Here is a 21,173-nt window from a genome sequence, read left to right as displayed (position 1 = left end):
CAGGCCATCATTTGATGGCCTCATAGAGAGTTTAAAGCGGAGCCGAACGCAAATGTTTTCTGCTACCTAACAGTGCCCAGCCGCTCAGCAGTGCCATCATCATCAGATAATAGCTGGGTGCCAGGCTGGTCCCGGTCGCGGTGATCAGCAGGGTGCAGATCAGCGGCGCAAAGCCACCAAATACCGTCACCGCCACGTTGTAACTGATCGCCATACCGCTGGCCCGTGTCGCCATCGGGAACAAATCGGCCATCACCGAAGGCACCGTCGAGAAGTAAATGGACTTCAGCAAGGCCAGCCAGCCAACCATTAACATCAGCATCATCGGCGAAGTGTGGTTCACCACCAGCAGGAATGCCGGATAAATAGTCAGCAGCAGCAGGATCAGTGAACCCCACATCAACGGCAGGCGGCCGACTTTTTCCGCCCATAATCCCATTATCGGGGTGACTACCGTTAAAATCACACCGGCTAACAGGGTTGCACTAAAGGCGGCGGAACCGGACAGATTCAGGTTTTTGGTTGCGTAGGTGGGCACATAATTCAGCATGTAGTTGATGGCGGTGGAAATCACCATCAGCCCGATGGCCAGCAACAGCAGGTTTTTTTGATTACCGACCAGCATCTTTAACGGTGCTTCGGGTTTCTTCTGCTGTACAAAGCTGGCCGGCTCATGCACATGGCGGCGGATATACAGCCCCACCGGGCCGATCAGTAGCCCAAAAGCAAAGGGAATACGCCAGCCCCAGTCCTGGATTTGGCTTTCTGTCAGCCAGTGGGTCATACCTAACCCGAAGGCGGAAGCCATCAGCGTGCTGGCGCCTTGCGTGGCAAACTGCCAACTGGCGATAAACGCCTTGCGCTCCGGGAAGTGTTCGACCAGAAAGGCGGTTGAGCTGCCAAACTCCCCACCGGCGGAAAAACCCTGAATCAATCGGGCAATCAGGATCATCAGCGGAGCCGCCAGCCCAATGGTGGCGTAAGAGGGCATAAAGGTGATGATCGCACCGCCAAGCAGCATCAGGCTGATGGACATCAACAGTGCCTTCTTGCGACCAACCCGATCGGCGTAGGCTCCGAGCACCACAGCACCCAGTGGGCGGATTAAGAATGAGACACCGAAGCTGCCGAAAGTCAGCAACAATGAAACGGCCGGATCCTCCGTAGGGAAAAAGGCATGGGCGATATAGCTGGCGAAAAAGCCATAAACCGCGATATCGAACCATTCCAACGCGTTGCCGATGCAGGTGGCAAACAGCGTTTTATACAAATTGGGCTTGGCCGCTACGCTATCCTGTTGGGCTATCGCGCTCATGAAGACTCTCCTGCCCGGCGTTGTGCCAGGATCGTGCTGCCATTTTCGCCCAACTCCCAGAACAGGCGAGTCATGATCTGCAATCCTTCACGAGCAATGGATTTCAACATATGCTCATTGACCCCGTGTTGACCACAGGCCGGATAGGAGTGGGGGATCCACAGCGTGGGCAGTCCCAACGTATCCGCAAACACGTCATTAGGCAGCGAACCGCCCAGATTGGGCAGCAATGCGGGCTTTTTGCCGCTGGTTTGTTGCAGGATCTCAAGTGCCCAGGGAACGAGTGGATCTTGGGGATTGAGCCGGGTGGCCGGTGAACCATGCAGCCATTCCACCTCCACATTGCCAAAGCCGTGTAATTGCAGATGCTGTTGGATATGGTTAACCAGATTTTGCCAGTCGGTACCGACCACGAAGCGCAGTTGGCATACCGCCGTTGCGCTGCCGGGGATGGCGTTCATTGGCCGAGCCGGGTTGCCCGTTTGATAGGCCAGTACTTCAAGCGTGTTCCAACCATACAGGCGCTCGCTAGGGGTCAGGCCAGCTTCACCCCAGTTCTCATCGATCGCCGGATCGCCAGCTTGGCCGCCAACGCTGAGATCGCGCAAAATAGCGCGCAGGTTGTCATCCAGAGGGGCGGGTTTCAGCGCTGCAACCTGTAACTGCCCATGTTGATTAACCAGAGAAGCGATGGCATTAGCCAGTTGGGTTCCAGGATTGCTGAGTAATCCCCCCCAGTTGCCAGAGTGATAGGCGTTATCCCTGGCGTGAATGCTGAGGCGGAAATTGATACAGCCGCGTGAGCCTAGGAACAATGTGGGCTGTGTGGCGTTCAGCCGTGGGCCATCGGAGGCGATAAACAGATCGGCTTGCAGCAATTCGCGTTGCCGCTGGCAAATGGCCGCGAGCCCAGGGGAACTGATCTCTTCGCCCATTTCGAAAATCAGCTTGCAGTTGAACCCTAGTTTGCCCCCGCGTGCGTGGAAAACCTGCTCCAGCGCCGCCAGGTTAATACTGTGCTGGCCTTTGTTATCCGCGCTGCCACGGCCGTACCAACGATCGCCTTCTTCACTCAATTCCCAAGGCGAAAGACCTGTGCGCCAGTTCTCGTCATCGCCGAAAACCACATCGCCGTGGCCATAGCTCAGCAGGGTAGGTAAGGAAGGATCTTCAATGCGTACGGCGATCAGAAACGGGCGGTTGGCTGCTTCCGGGTTATCAAACAGTTGTAACTCGAAACCCAATGCCCGTAACGGCGGCATGATTTCCTGTTCGAGGTAGAGCAAAATGCCGGCATCGTCGTCATGCCGCTGGCTTTCGGTGGCCAGCGCGATGCGCCGCGCCAATATGCGGCGGAATTCGCCACTGTCAAAATACGCTGTCGCCAAAGCGACGGCCTGTTCACCCGTCATGGTTATTTTCCCCGTTGTGTTTGCGTTGTGTTGTTTTACTTGTTGTGTTTGTTATCTAAGCTAAAATCGGGGTTTGCCACAATTATCCATTTAACAAACAAGCTTTGCTTTAAAGGCAACGGTGGGTTGCTCGTTGGCAAGCTTTGCACCATGGAGAGGGACGGCATGTTGAGTAGCGAGGTTCGCTTTTTTCTGGTGGTCGCCAACTGTGGTTCGCTCAGTGCGGCCAGTGAACAGCTGTTTGTGGCGGTCTCGGCGATCAGCAGGCAGATCCAGCGCCTGGAAGTGCAGGTTGGCACGCCATTGTTCGAACGCCACGCGCGGGGGATGGTGCTGACCGAGGCCGGGCAGATTTTTGAAAATCATATTCGTAAAAGCCTGTTGAATATTGAACAGGCGGTAGCAGAAATCAAAGGGTTGAAAGCCGAACGCCGTACTGCGCTACGCGTGGCCTGTAGTAATGGAGTGGCTTTTATGCTGATGCCACAACTGATGGCGCGTTTTCGTGCAGAATACCCGGCTGTCAGCTTCGTACTGACGGTGGCAGACACTAAAACGTTGGCGCGGTTGGTACGTAATGGCGAGTGTGACATGGTGCTGCAGTTTAGTTTGCACCCAGAGCGGGGTGTTGAGGTAGCGGCTTCGTGGCCTGCACCGGTCTTGTTGTTGATGAGGAAGGAGCACCCATTAGCCGGCAGACAGGTGGTTTTGGCAGATCTCTGCCAGTATCCGGTGTGTCTGCCAGAGCCGGGCTCCACAATACGTCAGCTGTTTGATATCGCTTGCCAGATGAATGGCACCTTCATTGAACCAGTGCTAACCTGTGATAACTTCTCCACGCTGTACTATTTTTTACAGGGCTCCCCGTTGGCGGTGACCATCTGTAGCCAGTTTACTGCGATGCCGTTGTTGCAGCCGCAAGGATTGATCCTGAAACCTTTTGCTGTCGAGCAGCAAAGCCCGCGGACCTTGCAGCTGCAATTACCTCTGGGGCGGCAGCGGAGCACGGCGTTGGAGCTGTTTGTGGACTATATTAATCAGACATTAAGCCGTGAAGAACGGGCTATCGGTGAGAAATTCGGCATATAAGCCGTTTTTTAATCAACAAGATAAATAATCTGTTGATTACGCTTGATTGTTCCAGTCTGGCTGTATTATATTGCGCCCCACGGAAACAGCACGACTTCCGACAGATTTCGCCGGCTTAGCTCAGTAGGTAGAGCAACTGACTTGTAATCAGTAGGTCACCAGTTCGATTCCGGTAGCCGGCACCATATAAGAAACCCCAGCAGAAATGCTGGGGTTTTTTGTTTGGGCATCCATGGTGCGGCGCAGTCAATGACCGCGCCCTTAGGCCCTTTAAATATCGGTGGCCAGCCATTGATCAGACTCTTCAAACATCTCTTCCAGCATACGGTTTAACTTCTCGCGGTCACTTTTGCTGGCGTCTGAGTTAAGGCCGTTGGCCTGCATGGGTTTTACCTTCACTTCTGCATCCGGGAAGATGCGATGTACCCGTTTTGTCAGCTCGGCCTTGATGATTTCATCGGCACCGGGGATCCCTGCGACATTACGCTTATCAAACACCAATTCAACGAACATAGCCCAACCCTAAATTTACTGTTTATGTATACAGTTATTTTGACCGAAGGGACGGGGTGAGTGCAAGAGGGGGAGGGGAAAATTTTATCGTGGCCTATGCTAGGGGATGTGATCTCTATTGTCATTACACACTAATTGTCAAGGTATGAATCGTTGGTTTTTATGATGCATATTGATCTTTGCGCGTCCGTTTGAATGCACCCATCATAATTGAGTGCAAAGATGAGCTGTTGTGCAATACTTCTTGTTATATGTCATATGGTTATTATTTAAGCTGTCATATTAAAACTTTTTCAAAACGGAATTAATACCATGAAAAAAACATTACTCTTTTTAGGTGTGCTGTCGGTTGGCACCATCGGTGTGGTGACGTCGGCAGTTGCCCAAGATGCTGATAACAAAAATGCACTAAAGCCAGCGATTAATTTGGCAGAGTTGTTTGCTGAGAAGTCTACTATATGGTCGACTTATCCTGAAAATGATGCCTATGTTTTTGATCGCTCAGAGGAAAGCTATACTGTCGTCGCTAAACGAGCGGATGGTGTTGTTGCACTGGTCAATAAACAGGAGAGCTATACGACCCCTGGGAAAATGGTATTAATGGGGACCTACTTTAACTGCAATAAAATGACTGATGCGACTTTTTATGTTGAAGATGTCAGTGTAGACGACGTAGCCAAGCAGCTTGCTGACCCGGCTATTGATGATCCAGAGAGAGTGCGTGGTTTTGATGCGAGTATGCCCGTTCACGATCTTTATCTGGTCGCTTGCCCGCAGAGCTGAAACTCGTTGGCTTATTAATCGGTGGTGGTCTCTGATTAGGGATGTGCTTGTGAACAGTCACGCTATCCATTGAGAGACACAATCTGGCGAACGACCCGAGATGACCCATTGGTATGGCCTGTTGCTAGTCAGTAGCTTATTTAATCAAAAAACCTCGCTTCGGCGGGGTTTTGTCATTTTTATTAACATTTTTTGCGTGAGCGTAAGAAACCGCTCTAATCTTCTGAATTCTTTTGCTAGTTTATTATTCTTTGCTGTGGATATTCCATAAGGAACAAAGCGTGAAGAGGGTTTGGATAGGATTTCAAATTGGCTTGCCGACATTGCTGCTAGTAATTGTCACATCGTTATTGTCGGGGTGTGTGAAAACAGATTCTGTGGCTAAAACCAGGCCATCCGGAAACAGTGTTGATGATCTTTTTACTCCCCTCAACGGCGGCATTCCTAATGCATCTGGGATGGGGGTTGAAAAGTATGCCGAGCAGGTTCGATACGCTATTCAACGCAATTTTTACGATGCCAATTCATACGCTGGTAAACAATGCAATTTAAGAATCATGTTAGCTCCGGATGGTATGCTTCTGGATGTCCAGGCTGTAGATGGTGATCCTGCACTTTGTCGTGCAGCTATTAAGGCAACAGCAAATACCACCTTCCCCAAACCTCCATCACAAGTTGTTTATAGTGTTTTTAAAAATGCTGTATTGGAATTCAGGCCCTGGACGACTGAATGATAAAACCATCGGCCATTTAGCTCAGTTGGTTAGAGCGGCATAAATACTTCAGACAAGCCCGCCCAGTGCGGGTTTTCGGTTATCAGGAAAACGAAAAATGATGAACTGTCCTTTATGCGGTCATACGGCGCACACCCGATCTAACCTGCGCCGATCGAAGAAACCAAGGAGTGATAGCAGAGCCGGGAGAAATTTCGGTCACACATCGATTGCTAATGTATTGTAGCCATTTAGGTAACATAAAGGAGATAACGGAATGCGGCCAGAGATTAGCAAAGAGGAAGTTACACTGTTTCTCTATGATTTCAATATGCTTTTAGAGGAAGGTATCGACAAAGCAGATGTTTTCAACGTATTACGCATCTTGGAGCTTAGGCGGCAAACGGCGAAGATTGAGTATATAAAGCGCTCTTTAGCCACTTCAAACAGCAAGGGCCATGGCGGCAGTTGAAATCCCCAAAGCCACCACAACATAATCCATGCTGCCCCGTACCGGCTCCGTAATGTTCGCGATAGGGTTGGAACATAGGGAGGGGCAGCGCCTTTCCTAGTCAGGATAACGTTGAGCATGCGCGGTTAAACTCGGAAGGTTAAAAAACACTGTTAAAACATAGAATAAGCAGACTTGGTAAAAGAGGCTCACTACTGTATAGACGTATTGAGCTGAATCACTCATTTCGCCGGAGATTTTACCATCGTTTTACCATTGCCAAATTCCAGACATAAAAAAACCAACCCTAAGCGGTTGGTTTTTTTATAAATAATTGGTCGGCATGAGAGGATTCGAACCTCCGACCCCCGACACCCCATGACGGTGCGCTACCAGGCTGCGCTACATGCCGACGCAGAACCCTATACTACCGTTTTCAGATGTAAATTCAAGCAGCTACCTCACCGATTGCTCTAGATTTAAGCAGTTAGTTGGCGATAAAGCGTTTTACATCCGTCAGCACCTGTAACAGCAGGGCTAGCTGGGGCTTCTCGTCTTTAATCTCGTTATCGTCTTGATCGTAGGCACGGTAGTTGCCATTACCATCCAATGTCAGCGTCTGCGTTGGCGTGGTGATCACCAACTGGGTGCCGTCGCCTGTGGCGAGCCAATTGTTTTTACGCTGTGCGGCAAACAGGTCTTCGCCCTGCGAATAGTCGTTAGCCGGTGTTTTCACATGCAGCAGACGTTGCATCAGCGTGCGCATCACATCGTTATGATTGGTCAGCTTATTGATGGTTTGTGCCGGGGTGCCTGGCCAGTGAATGACCAACGGAACCTGCAACTGGCTGCGATTAAAGCTGCTACCTGCTCCCCAGTTGCCTTTACCGGTATCGTTGAATTCTATGCCGTGCTCAGCGGTGATCACCACCACGGTTTTATCCAACAGGCCTTTTTCTTTCAGCGTTGCCAGCACCTGCTCGATCTGCGCATCGACGTCTTTCGCGCCAGTACGATAGAGCTGGGTAAAGGCTTCCGGCGAGAGCTTATTGTCGCCTTCTGGGAACGTTGCACCGCTGAAATTGATATAGGAGAACCAGGGGCTATTTCCGCTCTGTGTGGCCAACCAGCTCTGCCACTGATGCGTGGTGGCAGCATCGCTCTGCACGAACGGTTCCGGCGGGAGCGAGAAATCGGTCAATAGTGCCTGGCGGTAAAGCGTGGCGTTGAAACCGTCTGAAGAGAACAGGCCGAACTGATAGCCTTGATCGCTCAGTGCGCTAATCAACGCGGCCGGTTTGCGCCCGGCCAGAATACCATCCAGATAGGTAGGTGAAATACCGTAGAACAGGCCAAACAGGCCGGTGTCCGCATGGTTACCGGAGCTGTAATGGTCGCTGAAGCGGATGTTTTCTTGGGCAAAGCGGCTCAGGCCCGGCATGTCTTGCGCCATATCCTGGGTACGCACGCCGTTCACCACGATCATCAGCAGGTTGTAGCCGCTGCCTTTATCGCTGTAGTTCAGACTATTGAGCGGGTATTCAACGGCAGCCGCTTCTGGATTGCCCTGTTGCATCAGGCGGCGCTCATATTCTTGCTGATCGAGCAGGCCGTGTTTTTCCAGGAACTTACGCGCCGTCATGGGGTAAGAGAGCGGTAAGTTGGCGCGTTGCATGGTGATCGGCCGATAGAAATTGGCATCTGCCCAAATATAAATCAGGTGCGAAGCAAAGAACGAACAGATGAACAGCACCGCCAGCGGTTTGCCGAAGTTGCGCCGGTTCAGGCTGCGCAGTTTCTGCCAGCTCCAGGTCGCAAACAGCATTTCGATCAGGAATATCACCGGCACGCAGATAAACACCAGCTGCCAGTCGCGCGCTAGCTCACTTTGGTCCGGGTTGATAACCAACTCCCACACCACCGGATTAAGGTGCAGGTGGAAGTGGGTAAAGACTTCGCTGTCGACCAGCAGCAACGTCAGCCCAGCGGTGGCCAACGTCGCGGAAATAAATCGCAGCAGGCGCTGCGACATCACCACAAAGGTGAGCGGGAAGATGATCAGCAGGTAGGCGGCAAAGACAATAAAGCTGAACTGCCCAATCAGGCTGACCAACGCATAGACTCGCCCCAGCAGTGAGGACGGCCAGTCGGTAACAAACAGGTAGCGGCTGCCCAACCCGATACTGAGCAGAATATTAAATAAGGCGAACCAGTGCCCCCAGCTAATCATCTGGGAGACTTTTTCACGATAACGCTGACGGTTTGTCACCATAAGTAATTATTAATGCGCTTTATCTTCACGGATAGAAGCCTGCAGGGCTTCAGCAAACGATCTGGCCAGTGTCTTCCGCTGTGCGGGAGCAATACTGGTGTTGATCAAATTGGTTACCATGTTGCCCAGTACCATCAAAGAGAGATCGGTGGGAGTATGGTGTTTTTCCAGAACGTTGACCAGCTCAGAGAGCAGTTGTTCAACGTGTTCGTCACTATAACGAGATGATTGTGGCATAAATATTGTGCTCAAAGCTCGACAAAGTCCCATATCTTACCGTATGGAGCCGTGATTTTCCGCTCTTTTATAGCGTGAAGATCGTTAAGGCATTGCCATGCCCGTTGTCTTTCGGCTTCGTCAGTGCTTGAATACGCGCTCAAAGAACAGGAGGATTGATCATGAGTCTGGATATCGAGCAGATTGCACTGCACCAGTTGGTAAAACGCGATGAGCAGACGCTGGAAGTGGTGTTGCGCGATTCCCTTCTTACCACCAATGCGGCGGTGGAAGAGATGATGGCAGAGCTGCATCGCGTTTACAGCGCCAAGAGTAAGGCTTACGGTCTGTTCAACGAGCAGAGCGAACTGGCGGACGCGTTGCGTAACTGCCGTAAGGGTGATGACGATTTCCTCGCATTTAGCCGTGCTGCTACCGGCCGTCTGCGCGACGAATTGGCCAAATATCCGTTTGCCGACGGTGGCGTGGTGCTGTTCGCTCATTACCGCTATCTGGCGGTGGAATACTTGCTGATCACTGTGCTGAACAGTTGCAACAGTACGCGTGTCAATGAAGAGTTGGATATCCGCACCACCCACTATCTGGACATCAACCACGCGGACATTGTGGCGCGTATCGATCTGACCGAATGGGAAACCAACCCGCAATCGACTCGCTACCTGACATTCCTCAAAGGACGGGTAGGGCGCAAGGTCTCCGATTTCTTTATGGATTTCCTGGCGGCGTCAGAAGGGCTGGATACCAAAGCGCAAAACCGTGGCTTGTTACAGGCGGTGGATGATTACTGTGCCGATGCTCAACTAGGCAAACACGAACGCCAGACGGTGCGTCAGCAGGTTTACAGCTACTGTAATGAGCAGTTGCAGGCCGGTGAAGAGATCGAACTGCAGGAGTTGTCGAAAGAGATAGCCCCGGTGGGCGAGAAGGATTTCCTGCAGTTTTCCAGCGAACAGGGCTACGAGCTGGAAGATAGTTTCCCGGCGGATCGCGGCACGTTACGCCAATTGACCAAATTTGCCGGCAGCGGCGGCGGTATCAGCCTGAACTTTGATGCGATGCTGCTGGGGGAGCGCATTTTCTGGGATGCGGCCACCGATACCCTGACGATCAGAGGTACGCCACCGAATCTGCGCGATCAGTTGCAACGTCGCACGGGCGGCAAGTAAGCATCGCAGAATGATAGCCAATAAAAAACGCCGCAATTGCGGCGTTTTTCACTTCGGCGTCCCGAAAATCGATAACGTGGCGATTAAACGCGAACGAAGTCGATGTGAGCCAGTTTTGGCTTGAACGGGTGACGCTGTACAGCCTGAACCTTAACTTTGGTTTCTTTACCGTCGACAACCAAAACTACGGCTTCGCTGTAGAATTCTGGTTTAACTTCCATGTTCTTGACAGAATCATGGTCTAGTTCGATAGCAATCGCAGCTTCTTCGCCACCATAGATGATAGCTGGGAATTTGTTTGCTGCACGCAGGCGGCGGCTCGCACCCTTACCCTGGTCTTTACGTACTTGTACGTTGATAGTGAACATTGTTTTTTCTCTTAAAAGAAAATTTACCCTGCTACAGGCGACCCAGTAACAGGCTCGATAACCTGCTTTCACACTGGGCGAACCCAGGTAAAGCGGGCGGCATTTTAACGGAAAGCCGCTCGCTGGGCAATGAAAACCTGCCGCTCGGGCCTAATACAGCTCATTGGCACGGCGAAAGCGGCCCTGATAATCAAAAACTTTTTCACGTATTTGCCAGAACTGGCCGCGTTTACGTGCGACGACAAAGTCTGGATGGCGCAACAGCGCCTGCTGAGCCAGAATGTCCGCTGCGTTTTGCCAACCGAAGGGGACGCCTGGTGCCCGTTGGTGCGGGCGCAGGAACAGCATCTCGAAGGCCTTGCGTTGTGCGGGCGTTTGCAGGCGGAACCGTTCGCTGGTGCTGGTGCCATCTTCGTCATAATAGGTGGCTTTCAGCCATTCCCCTTTGTCGTCCTTGCCGCTTTGCAGTTCCATTCCGCCACAGCGCAGGACTAGCGCATCCTTCAGCTTCAATGCGGCCTTCAGCATATCATCCGGATCGACCAGCACTTCCTGGCACTGATGGCAGCGGCGTGCCGCAATGTCGTTCTCTGCGCCGCAGTGCGGGCAGCATTTGAAACGGAAGCGATAGTCACACTGCTCGCGATGCCCCTCATCATCTTCCAGCCAGCCCTGACAGCGACGGCCATAGTGCTCGATGATGTCGCCGTTCTCGGTGCATTTGCCCCAAAACAGGTTGGCAAAACCGCAGCCAGGGCAAAAGACCTGCACCGGTTGGCTGTCTGAGTGGGGTTTGCTGACGCCGACTTCCGGCGTGAACAAATCATGGGGATTGCCTGCGTAGTCCAGGATCAGGCAGTCGGTCTTGCCTGGGGACAGCCGTAAACCGCGCCCGACGATCTGCTGATACAGGCTAACAGACTCGGTGGGCCGCAAAATAGCGATCAGATCGACATGAGGCGCATCGAAACCCGTCGTCAGCACCGCCACGTTGACCAGGTAGCGCAACTGCTGTTGCTTGAAGGCTTCGATTAGTGCGTCGCGTTCGCCGGGGGAAGTTTCTGCACTGACCAGCGCCGCCTCCCCGCTTGGCAACAAGCCATACACTTCACGGGCATGCTCCACCGTGGAGGCAAAAATCATCACGCCTTTGCGGGTTTCGGCGTATTCAACGATCTGGCTGATGATATGGGGCGTAATGCGGTTTTGCTGTTTCAGCTCGCGGTTAAGATCCGCTTCGCTGAACAGGCCGTTACTTCTGGCCTCCAGGCGGCTAAAATCGTATTGCACGATCGGCATATCCAGCCGTTCTGGCGGCACCAGGAAGCCGTGTTTAATCATATAGCGCAACGGCAGTTCATAAATGCAGTCGCGAAACAGGCTGTTGCCGTCGCCACGGGTGATGCCGTGGTAGTGATATTGATAGATCCAGCCTTTGCCCAGCCGGTAAGGGGTGGCCGTCAGACCAAGCAGGCGCAGCTGTGGGTTGGTTTTTTGCAGGTGTTGAATAATCTGTTGGTATTGGCTGTCGTCATCGTCGCTGATGCGGTGACATTCGTCGACGATCAGCAGGGAAAACGCGCCATCGAACAGCGATAAATTACGTGCTACCGATTGCACGCTACCAAACACCACCTTGCCGCTGCTCTCTTTTTGCTGAAGCCCGGCGGCGAAGATGTCGGCCTCCAGGCCGTAAGCGCAGTATTTACTATGGTTTTGCGCCACCAGCTCTTTAACGTGGGCCAGTACTAACACCCGGCCACGGGCGCGTTTTGCCAACTCGGCGATCACCAGGCTTTTGCCTGCGCCGGTTGGCAGCACGATCAGGGCCGGTTCAGGATGCTGGCGGAAATGCTTGATGGTAGCGTCGACCGCTTCCAACTGATAGGGGCGTAGGGTAAAAGCCATGCGTTAGTACCGCTCGCTGAAGTGGGCTGTAACATTCCACTGAAATTGTGACATTTTGCTCCTCAGACGGCGGAAAAATTTCTATTATTATGCCCTCTGCGGCTACGCAGTGCGAGAAGCATGGAAATTACCCCTGTTATGGCATCGTTTCCGTCGCTATACTAAGCGGCTTCCCTACGCGAACATCCTCTTCGAACCTGTTTTCTGCACCTGGTGCGACAACGGGGCGTCATATTTAGCAACCAGATCAATGCGATCATAACAACGACAGGCAAAGCAGATTCAATGCGACTGGACAAGTTTTTATCTCAGCAGTTGGGTATCAGCCGTGCGCTGGTAGCGCGTGAACTCCGTGCAAAACGTGTCACCGTAGACGGTGAAGTGGTCAAGAGCGGGGCGCTCAAGCTGGCTCCGGAACAGGAAGTGCGGTTTGATGGCAACGTGTTGTCACAGCTGAACGGGCCACGTTACTTCATGCTCAATAAGCCACAGGGGTATGTGTGCTCAACCGACGATCCGGATCATCCAACCGTGCTCTATTTCCTGGATGAACCCGTTGCGTACAAGCTGCATGCGGCAGGACGGCTGGATATTGATACCACCGGCCTGGTGCTGATGACCGATGACGGCCAGTGGTCGCACCGTATCACCTCACCGCGCCACGAGTGTGAGAAAACCTATCTGGTGACGTTGGAACATCCGTTGGCCGCTGATACCGCTCAGCAGTTCGAGCAAGGCGTGCAGCTGCATAACGAAAAAAATCTGACCAAGCCAGCGAAGTTGGAAAAAATCGAAGATACCCTGGTGCGCCTCACCATCAGCGAAGGGCGTTACCATCAGGTGAAGCGCATGTTTGCAGCCGTGGGTAACCGGGTCATCGAATTACACCGTGAGCGCATTGGCGCCATTGTGTTGGATGACGATTTGGCACCGGGGGAATATCGCCCGCTGACCGAAGAAGAGATTGCCAGCGTAGGCGCACCGCACCTGCTGGATTAATTTTTGCGACCGACCAAGGAGTCGTTGAACGTGCAACAGAACCGGACCTCTCACCTCGGTTTGATCTTTATTCTGGGCCTACTGTCCATGCTGATGCCGTTGGCGATCGACATGTACCTGCCCAGCATGCCGATAATCGCCCAGGAGTTTGGCGTGGAGTCGGGCCGGGTGCAGATGACGCTCAGCGCCTATATGCTGGGCTTTGCCGTAGGCCAACTGTTCTATGGGCCGATGTCCGACAGTATTGGTCGCAAGCCGGTGATCCTGTGGGGCACGCTGATTTTTGCTATCGCCGGTGGGGCCTGTGCGATGGCCCAATCCGTGGAGCAACTGATCAACCTGCGTTTCCTGCACGGCCTGGCCGCTGCGGCGGCAAGCGTAGTGATCAACGCCCTGATGCGTGACATGTTCACCAAGGATGAGTTCTCACGCATGATGTCGTTCGTGATCCTGGTGATGACCATTGCGCCATTGCTGGCTCCGATGATCGGTGGTGTGCTGCTGCTATGGTTCAGCTGGCATGCCATCTTCTGGACCATGGGGGCTGCGGCGTTGTTGGGGTCGGTACTGGTGGCGTTCTTTATCAAGGAGACGTTACCCAAGGAGCGGCGGCAAAAATTCCATCTGCGTACCACGCTGAGGAATTTCGGCTCGTTGTTCCGCCACAAGCGCGTGTTGAGCTATATGCTGGCCAGTGCTTTCTCGTTTGCCGGGATGTTTTCTTTCCTCAGCGCCGGGCCGTTTGTCTATATCGAGCTGAATAACGTTTCACCGCAGCATTTTGGCTATTACTTTGCGCTGAACATCGTGTTTCTGTTCCTGACAACCCTGATCAATAGCCGCAACGTGCGACGCCTAGGGGCAGTAAAAATGTTCCGTCTTGGTCTGTTTGTGCAATTGACGATGGGCGTGTGGTTGCTGGCCGTCACCGCCAGCGGGCTGGGTTTCTGGGCTTTGGTGCTTGGGGTGGCGGTTTATCTCGGCTGTATCGCCATGATCTCGTCTAACGCGATGGCGGTGATCCTGGACGATTTCCCCCATATGGCGGGAACCGCTTCTTCACTGGCCGGGACGTTGCGCTTCAGCATTGGCGCGCTGGTTGGGGCAATACTGTCCTTGGCCCCAGGTAAGAGCGCGTGGCCGATGGTTTCATCGATGGCTCTGTGCAGCATCGTTGCGGTGTTGTTCTATTTTTATGCCAGCCGTCCGCGCAATAATCCTGCCTGATTACCCCTCACCCTAACCCTCTCCCACAGGGAGAGGGGACCGATCGAGCTATTTTATCGATACTGAGATCACCTTGGCTCTTCCAATGAATGTGCCACCACTTTACGCCTGAACCCTACCACAACACCTGACTCCCTCGGGACCGGATGTGCCATAGGTTAAATCCTGCACCTGATTACAGCTCCGGACCAGCTCCCTCTCCTTAGGGAGAGGGTTGGGGTGAGAGAGATCAAATGCAATTAGCCCCCAATCTGCCTGCTTGCAAGTTTAAGTTTGTTGCTAAATATATGCAGGCTAACTAAACGTCGGCCAAACGAACTGTAGTTTTTTTGTTAAATATGACGGCGTTATTTTCCCTGGTGGCCAGAGGTGCAACCCGTTGGCTGATGGGGCATTTCCTTGGCGGTTAATCGGGCTAATATTGTTTTAAATCAAAATATTATTGATTTAACCTGCCTTGGGTATTTGAGCGAGATGTTTGCACAATGTAAAATTATACCGATTGTAAAGTAACCGCATTGCAAGAAAAAAATGTTGAGATCGCGGCGGGAAAGGGTTACATATAACGCAAAAATGCGAGCTGAGTCGCAAAACGCCGTGAGAGAACCTTCTACGGTGGAGAAAAACTGAGTGATATCAGCAAGCGCAGGATGTGGTTAATTGTTTGTTGCAAATTTTACTTTAAAATAACATTTGTAGGCGGCAAAGTCGGATGATCCCGGCTATAACTAAGTCATCCTGTGATGTAAAAAGTGTTTCATCTTTTCATACTAGGGATTTCATGTGGACAGTTTCCAGCTTTCGGTAGTGCATCGCTTGCCGCAAAGTTATCGTTGGCTATCAGGTTTTACCGGCAGCAAGGTTGAACCGATTCCGCTTAGCGGCATAGACGAAGATAACGATCTGATCGGCCTCAAGCTGCTCAGCCATGACGGGCGCGAAGCCTGGCGGGTCATGCAGCAGCTCAACCTGTCTCTGCAAGAGATCCAGGTCAACTGCTCCATTGTTGAATGGGAAGGCGAGCCTTGCCTGTTCGTTCATCAATGTGATGAAAGTGCCGCCATGTGCCGCTTGAAAAACGTCGGTGCGGCGATTGCCGAGCAGCTCAGCGCGCAGTACCCCTTCTGAATGATGCCGCTAATCAACCAACTGCAATAACTGCTGTGTATAGGCAGCAGCAGGTGCGTTGAAAATCGTCTGGCAGTTACCCTGCTCCACGACTTCTCCCTGACGCAGTACGATCACCTGATGGCACAACGATCGTACCACCTGCAAATCGTGGCTGATAAACAGATAGGCCAGCCGGTGACGGAGCTGAAGCGACTTCAGCAGCGTCAGGATCTGTGCCTGCACCGATTTATCCAGTGAGGACGTCGGTTCATCCAGGATCAACAGCTGCGGCTGCAGGATCAGCGCACGCGCGATGGCGATACGTTGTCGCTGCCCACCGGAAAACTCCGTGGGATAACGATAGCGCAGGGCCGGATCCAATCCGACTTCCTCCAACGCCTCAATCACCCGCTGTTCGCGTTGCTCTGCGGTCAGTTGCTGGTGGATCTCCAGCCCTTCGGCGATGATTTGCAGCACGTTCAGGCGTGGATTCAGCGCGGAATAGGGGTCCTGGAACACGATCTGCATCCGGCTGCGGTAAGGCAACATCTGCTGGTTATTGAACTGATGCAGCGGTTGGCCATCAAACCAGATCGCACCTTTGGAGCTCAACAGGCGCAGCAGCGCCAGGCCAGTCGTGCTCTTACCTGAACCCGATTCGCCTACCAGGCCCACGCTTTCCCCAGGCCGTATTTCGAAGCTCAGATCTTTCAGCGCGTAGTTCTGATCGACGATACGCCGTAACAGGCCACGTTTGATCGGGAAGCTGACCTGCAGGTGTTCCACTTTGAGCAGTGGCATAGGCTTATCGTTGGCTGGTAGTGGCAGAGGCTCGCCTACGTCTTCCGCAGCCAATAACTGACGGGTATAGGCGTGTTGTGGGGCACTAAACAGCCCATCGCGGCTATTTTGTTCTACGCACAACCCTTGGCGCATTACCGCCACGTTATCCGCCAACCGGCGCACGATGTTCAGGTTGTGGGTGATGAACAGCAATCCCATCCCCAGCTCCTGCTTTAACTCTTTCAGCAGCATCAGGATCTGCGCTTGAATGGTCACGTCTAGCGCGGTGGTCGGCTCATCGGCAATCAACAGCTTGGGCTTGGTCAACACCGCCATGGCGATCATCACGCGTTGACGTTCTCCGCCTGAGAGTTGATGGGGATAGTCCTTCAGGCGCGCTTTGGCGTTACGTATTCCCACCCGATCCAGGCACTGAATGATTTCGGCACGGGCGCTGTCACGGCGCATACCCATGTGGAGCATCAGCACTTCGGCCAGTTGCTTTTCGATGGTGTGCAGCGGGTTGAGCGACACCATCGGCTCCTGGAATATCATTGAGATCTGGTTGCCACGTACTTTGCGCAGTTCGGCTTCCGATGCATGTAACAGTGAGTTGCCGTTAAACAGAATATCCCCACCGGGATACACCACCGGCGGGGAAGGCAGCAGCCGCAGCACGGAGAGGGCGGTGACGCTTTTGCCTGAGCCTGATTCACCCACCAACGCCAGCGTTTCCCCTTGTTCCACCTGTAACGAGACGCCGTTGACCACCTGATTCAAGCTGCCTCCCTGGCGGAAGGCGATGCTGAGATCCTGAATAGCGAGCAGAGGAGTGGTCATATTAATGCGCCTTGCTTGGGTCGAAGGCGTCGCGCACCGCTTCGCCGATAAAGATTAACAGTGAGAGCAGCACCGCCAGCACCAAGAAGGCGGTAATGCCCAACCACGGAGCTTGCAGGTTGTTTTTGCCCTGTAAAAGGAGCTCACCCAACGAAGGCGAACCGAGCGGCAAGCCGAAGCCGAGGAAATCGAGAGAGGTAAGGGTGGTGATCGAACCACACAGAATAAACGGCAGGAAGGTCAGCGTGGCCACCATGGCGTTAGGCAGCATATGACGATACATAATCACGCGATCCGGCACGCCCATCGCTCTGGCGGCACGAATGTAGTCGTAATTACGGGTACGCAGGAATTCGGCACGCACTACGCCCACCAGGCTCATCCAGCCAAACAGGATGGTGATGCCTAACAGCCACCAGAAATTGGGTTGGATGATGCTGGACAGCAGGATGATCAGGAACAGCGTCGGCATCCCCGACCAAACCTCGATCAGCCGTTGCCCCCAAAGATCGAATCGGCCGCCATAATAGCCCTGCGTCGCTCCCGCACAGATACCAATCACGCTGGAACACAGCGTTAGCGCTAGCCCGAACAGCATTGAGATACGGAAACCGTACAGCACCCGGGCCAGCACATCGCTGCCATTACTGTCGGTGCCGAGCAGGTTTTGGCGTGACGGCGGCGACGGGAAGGGCACTTTGGTGGCAAAGTTGATGGTGTTGTAGCTAAAGCGGATCGGGGCCCAGATAGCCCAGCCGTGTTGCTCAATCTGCTTGATAACAAAGGGATCCTGAAAATCGGTAGTGGTATTCAGTTCCCCGCCGAAGGTCGTTTCGCTGTAGTTGACCATAAAAGGCACATACAGCCGGCCTTCATAGCGCACCAGCAACGGCCGGTCGTTGGCGATCAGGTTGGCGGCCAGGCTCAGTGCAAAGGCAGACAGAAAAATCCACAGCGACCAGTAACCACGGCGGTTGCTGCGAAAACGTGCCCAGCGGGCCTGATTGATGGGGCTTAAGCGGCTCATTGACGGCCCTCGAAATCAATGCGCGGATCGACCAGGGTATAGGTGATATCGCTGACGATATTCAACAGCAAGCCGATCAGGGTAAATATGTAGAGCGTTCCGAACATCACCGGATAGTCGCGTTGCAGGGTGGCATCGTAGCCCAACAGCCCAAGGCCGTTGAGCGAGAACATCACTTCGATCAACAACGAACCGGTGAAAAACATGCTGATAAAGGTGGCAGGGAAACCGGCGATCACCAGCAGCATGGCGTTACGGAACACGTGGCGGTAAAGGATCTTCTTCTCGTCCAGCCCTTTGGCACGGGCGGTGACCACATACTGTTTGCGGATCTCATCAAGAAACGAGTTTTTAGTCAGCATGGTCAGGGCGGCAAAGCCACCGATCACCGTAGCCAGCACTGGCAGGGTAATGTGCCACAGATAATCGGTGATTTTACCGTACCACGGCAGTGTGTCGAAATTGCTGGAAACCAGCCCGCGCAGTGGGAACCAGTCCAGATAGCTGCCACCGGCGAATAGCACGATCATCAGGATGGCGAACAGGAATGCCGGAATGGCGTAGCCGATGATAATCAGCGTGCTGCTCCAGGTGTCAAAGGCGCTGCCGTTGTGGATGGCCTTGCGTATCCCCAGCGGGATCGACACCAGATAAATGATCAGCGTACTCCATAGCCCCAGGGTCGCGGAAACTGGCAGACTCTGGCCAATTAGCTGCATTACCGAGGCCCCGCGGAACAGGCTTTCGCCGAAATCGAGGCGCATATAGTTCCACAGCATGGTGAAATAGCGTTCGTGCAGCGGCTTGTCGAAACCGTAACGCTTGGTGATCTCGGCGATCACTTCGGGATCCAGGCCGCGTGAGCCACGGTATTGGCCTTCGGCCACGTTGCCCGCGCCGGCCTTCATATGCCCTAGGCCTTCACCTGCGCCACCGCCGCCAAAGCCGCTGGTTTGCCCCATCTCAATAGAGGCAATGGCCTGATCGACCGGTCCACCGGGGGCGATTTGCACAATGAAAAAGTTAATGGTGATGATCGCCCACAGCGTGGGGATCACCAGCAGTAATCTGCGTATCAGATAAGCGGCCACCTGAGGCTCCTTATTGCCGTTGCGCCGGCAAGCGTGCCGCCTTGTTGACGTCGAACCACCAGTTGTCGAACCCGATCGAATAGGCCGGGCGTACCGCTGGCGAAGAGAATTTGTCCCAATAGGCGTAACGGTCGTGATTGGAGTACCACATCGGCAGCATATACATGTTCCAGGTCAACACCCGATCCAGCGCACGGCCAAGGGACAGCAACGCTTTTTCATCCCCTTGATGCTTCATGATCTGTTCTATCAGGGCATCGACGGCTGGATCGCTGACGCCAGGGCTGTTGTAGCTGGAGTTCAGATATTCTGTGGCCCAGTAGATCTGCAGGTTGGAGTTGGGGAACGGCATAGCGGGGTAGACCCTCGGCATCATATCAAAATCACGCTCGCGCATACGGCGGGTGAATTGACTGATGTCGATCTCACGGATCTGCATATCGATACCCAACCGCTTCAGATTGTGCTGGAAAGGCAGTACATATTGGAAATTGCTGCCACTCGGCAACATCAGTTCAAAGGTAAAGGGCTTACCGGTTTTGCTGTTGACCAACTGCTGGTTTTTCACTTCCCAACCGGCCTGTTTAAGCAATTCGGTGGCTTTCAGCAGGTTCGCCCGGTCATTGCCGCTGCCGTCGGATGTTGGAGGCTGGTAGATTGAGGTAAACACTTCTGCTGGCACTTTACCTTTTAGCGGGGCCAGCCAGGCCAACTCCGCAGCGTCTGGGTAGCCGCTGGCCGCGTATTCAGTATTCTGGAAATAGCTGTTGGCGCGCTGATAGGCATCGTAATACAGCGCCTTGTTCATCCAGTCGAAGTCGAAGGCCAGGGTAATGGCTTCCCGCACCCGGCGATCGGCGAAAATCGGGCGCTGGATATTGAATGCCAGCCAGCGGGCATTCTGCGCCGCCTGATTGGTTTCATCCTGTTTGATGATGAAGTTGCGCGCGAAGTTACCGCCTTGATACTGGGTGGCCCAGCTTTTTGGCGAGCCTTCGACGCGGAAATCGTAAGCCCCGGCCTTAAAGGCTTCAAGCGCCACCTTATCGTCCAGGTAATAGTCGTAACGCAGCGTGTCGAAGTTATAGCGCCCACGATTCACCGGCAGATTGGCGGCCCAATAGTCACGTACGCGCTCATAGGTAATATATTGGCCCAATCGGTAGCTGCTGATTTTATAAGGGCCACTGCTTAGTGGGGGAACAGTCAGTGGTTCATTCAGTTTATGGTCTTTCCAGAAGCTTTCTGGCATCACCGGCAGGCTTAAGAGGCCGAGTAGCTGATCTCTATCCGGTTTGGGGAGTTCTATGCGCACAGTCAGACGGGAGATGGCCTTGACGGTGACGCCTTTATACGACGAACGGAATTGCGGCACCCCTTCGGTCATAAATTTGTTGAAGGTAAAGGCCACGTCGGCGGCGGTGATCGGGCTGCCATCATGGAAGCGCGCGCGTGGGTTGATATCCAGCTCCATCCAACGCATATCTGCCGGATAGCGGGCAGATTCCGCAATCAACGGATAATAGCTGGAAGGCTCATCGTCCGAGCTGGTGAACAGCGTGTCGTAGAGTTCCCCGGTTCTTTCACCAGGTACACCGCGCGAGGCGAAACGGTTGAAGTTATCGTAGGTGCCGATGGCTGCCAGCCTAACGTCGCCGCCCTTGGGGGCCGCTGGGTTCACGTAGTCAAAATGGCTAAAGTCGGTGGAATATTTCGGTTCACCGAGCGTGGCGAAAGCGTAGCTTTCATTAAGGGTTTCGGCCTGCATGCTAAAACTGAGTGCCGAAAGCACCAAGGCAGCAAAAATGCGTACGAACATCTCTACGGTAAGCTCCTGCTAGCTATACCCGTTGCCTTTCAAGCCATGGC

Annotated in this window: 18 protein-coding genes, 2 tRNA genes and 1 pseudogene; 9 read left to right on the top strand and 12 right to left on the bottom strand. The window is 53.4% G+C overall.

Annotation, left to right across the window (positions count from 1 at the left end):
• Positions 1–31 precede the first annotated feature (31 nt).
• Positions 32–1,315, bottom strand: a complete 1,284-nt coding sequence (locus KGP16_RS17090) for an MFS transporter (RefSeq protein ID WP_059201233.1) — start codon at positions 1,313–1,315, stop codon at positions 32–34.
• Complete coding sequence (locus KGP16_RS17085; protein WP_223500035.1) at positions 1,312–2,727, bottom strand: M20 family metallopeptidase; 1,416 nt, start codon at positions 2,725–2,727, stop codon at positions 1,312–1,314. Before KGP16_RS17085 ends, KGP16_RS17090 begins: the two co-directional genes overlap by 4 nt.
• A gap of 165 nt (positions 2,728–2,892) precedes the next feature.
• On the opposite strand from KGP16_RS17085, the gene KGP16_RS17080 reads away from it, so the two are divergent.
• Positions 2,893–3,816 carry a LysR family transcriptional regulator gene (locus KGP16_RS17080; protein WP_179247793.1) on the top strand — a complete coding sequence of 308 codons (924 nt, stop codon included), beginning with the start codon at positions 2,893–2,895 and terminating at the stop codon, positions 3,814–3,816.
• A gap of 109 nt (positions 3,817–3,925) precedes the next feature.
• A tRNA-Thr gene (locus tag KGP16_RS17075) sits at positions 3,926–4,001 on the top strand.
• A gap of 85 nt (positions 4,002–4,086) precedes the next feature.
• Here the strand turns inward: KGP16_RS17075 and KGP16_RS17070 are convergent.
• Positions 4,087–4,329, bottom strand: coding sequence for a DinI family protein (locus KGP16_RS17070; protein WP_021178442.1), 243 nt, complete (start codon positions 4,327–4,329; stop codon positions 4,087–4,089).
• 312 nt (positions 4,330–4,641) lie between these two features.
• Between KGP16_RS17070 and KGP16_RS17065 the strand changes: the two genes are divergently transcribed.
• From KGP16_RS17065 to KGP16_RS17055, 3 genes and pseudogenes are all read left to right on the top strand, one after another.
• The gene (locus tag KGP16_RS17065; RefSeq protein ID WP_094981945.1) at positions 4,642–5,112 is read left to right on the top strand and encodes a hypothetical protein; all 471 of its coding nucleotides are present in this window, start codon (positions 4,642–4,644) and stop codon (positions 5,110–5,112) included.
• A 446-nt stretch (positions 5,113–5,558) separates the two neighbouring features.
• Positions 5,559–5,846: pseudogene (gene tolA / locus KGP16_RS27695) on the top strand (cell envelope integrity protein TolA); the annotation flags it as partial.
• A gap of 256 nt (positions 5,847–6,102) precedes the next feature.
• Entirely contained in the window at positions 6,103–6,297 is a 195-nt protein-coding gene (locus tag KGP16_RS17055; protein WP_166732973.1) for a hypothetical protein, read from the top strand.
• Between the two features lie 314 nt (positions 6,298–6,611).
• Here the strand turns inward: KGP16_RS17055 and KGP16_RS17050 are convergent.
• The 3 genes from KGP16_RS17050 to KGP16_RS17040 all read right to left on the bottom strand — a co-directional run bounded on the left by KGP16_RS17050 (position 6,612) and on the right by KGP16_RS17040 (position 8,785).
• A tRNA-Pro gene (locus KGP16_RS17050) sits at positions 6,612–6,688 on the bottom strand.
• 75 nt (positions 6,689–6,763) lie between these two features.
• A complete protein-coding gene (gene yejM / locus KGP16_RS17045; protein WP_094981900.1) occupies positions 6,764–8,548 on the bottom strand; it encodes an LPS biosynthesis-modulating metalloenzyme YejM in 1,785 nt (594 codons plus the stop codon).
• A 9-nt stretch (positions 8,549–8,557) separates the two neighbouring features.
• Complete coding sequence (locus KGP16_RS17040) at positions 8,558–8,785, bottom strand: YejL family protein (RefSeq protein ID WP_021805879.1); 228 nt, start codon at positions 8,783–8,785, stop codon at positions 8,558–8,560.
• A 161-nt stretch (positions 8,786–8,946) separates the two neighbouring features.
• On the opposite strand from KGP16_RS17040, the gene yejK reads away from it, so the two are divergent.
• A complete protein-coding gene (yejK, locus tag KGP16_RS17035; RefSeq protein WP_024486230.1) occupies positions 8,947–9,951 on the top strand; it encodes a nucleoid-associated protein YejK in 1,005 nt (334 codons plus the stop codon).
• An 83-nt stretch (positions 9,952–10,034) separates the two neighbouring features.
• On the opposite strand, the gene rplY is transcribed toward yejK, so the two are convergent.
• The gene (rplY, locus tag KGP16_RS17030; RefSeq protein WP_024486231.1) at positions 10,035–10,319 is read right to left on the bottom strand and encodes a 50S ribosomal protein L25; all 285 of its coding nucleotides are present in this window, start codon (positions 10,317–10,319) and stop codon (positions 10,035–10,037) included.
• A gap of 150 nt (positions 10,320–10,469) precedes the next feature.
• Complete coding sequence (locus KGP16_RS17025) at positions 10,470–12,227, bottom strand: DEAD/DEAH box helicase (RefSeq protein ID WP_223500032.1); 1,758 nt, start codon at positions 12,225–12,227, stop codon at positions 10,470–10,472.
• 285 nt (positions 12,228–12,512) lie between these two features.
• Between KGP16_RS17025 and rsuA the strand changes: the two genes are divergently transcribed.
• From rsuA to KGP16_RS17010, 3 genes are all read left to right on the top strand, one after another.
• Positions 12,513–13,226 (top strand): 16S rRNA pseudouridine(516) synthase RsuA, encoded by a 714-nt coding sequence (gene rsuA, locus KGP16_RS17020; protein ID WP_021805876.1) that lies wholly within the window; start codon positions 12,513–12,515, stop codon positions 13,224–13,226.
• A 30-nt stretch (positions 13,227–13,256) separates the two neighbouring features.
• Complete coding sequence (locus KGP16_RS17015; RefSeq protein ID WP_021805875.1) at positions 13,257–14,453, top strand: Bcr/CflA family multidrug efflux MFS transporter; 1,197 nt, start codon at positions 13,257–13,259, stop codon at positions 14,451–14,453.
• 783 nt (positions 14,454–15,236) lie between these two features.
• The gene (locus KGP16_RS17010; RefSeq protein WP_021805874.1) at positions 15,237–15,581 is read left to right on the top strand and encodes a YejG family protein; all 345 of its coding nucleotides are present in this window, start codon (positions 15,237–15,239) and stop codon (positions 15,579–15,581) included.
• Positions 15,582–15,590: 9 nt separating this feature from the next.
• On the opposite strand, the gene yejF is transcribed toward KGP16_RS17010, so the two are convergent.
• From yejF to KGP16_RS16990, 4 genes are read right to left on the bottom strand one after another with little or no spacing between them, the layout of a single operon-like run.
• The gene (gene yejF / locus KGP16_RS17005) at positions 15,591–17,186 is read right to left on the bottom strand and encodes a microcin C ABC transporter ATP-binding protein YejF (RefSeq protein WP_021805873.1); all 1,596 of its coding nucleotides are present in this window, start codon (positions 17,184–17,186) and stop codon (positions 15,591–15,593) included.
• A gap of 1 nt (position 17,187) precedes the next feature.
• Positions 17,188–18,213 (bottom strand): ABC transporter permease, encoded by a 1,026-nt coding sequence (locus KGP16_RS17000; RefSeq protein ID WP_021805872.1) that lies wholly within the window; start codon positions 18,211–18,213, stop codon positions 17,188–17,190.
• Positions 18,210–19,304 (bottom strand): microcin C ABC transporter permease YejB, encoded by a 1,095-nt coding sequence (locus tag KGP16_RS16995; RefSeq protein WP_021805871.1) that lies wholly within the window; start codon positions 19,302–19,304, stop codon positions 18,210–18,212. Before KGP16_RS16995 ends, KGP16_RS17000 begins: the two co-directional genes overlap by 4 nt.
• Positions 19,305–19,314: 10 nt before the next feature.
• Positions 19,315–21,123, bottom strand: a complete 1,809-nt coding sequence (locus KGP16_RS16990) for an extracellular solute-binding protein (RefSeq protein WP_223500031.1) — start codon at positions 21,121–21,123, stop codon at positions 19,315–19,317.
• Positions 21,124–21,173: the final 50 nt, after the last annotated feature.

This window comes from Serratia sp. JSRIV006 (assembly GCF_019968685.1).
Lineage (GTDB): Bacteria > Pseudomonadota > Gammaproteobacteria > Enterobacterales > Enterobacteriaceae > Chania > Chania fonticola_B.
Note: the sequence above shows the minus strand (reverse complement) of the source record. Positions and strands in the feature narration are given on the sequence as shown.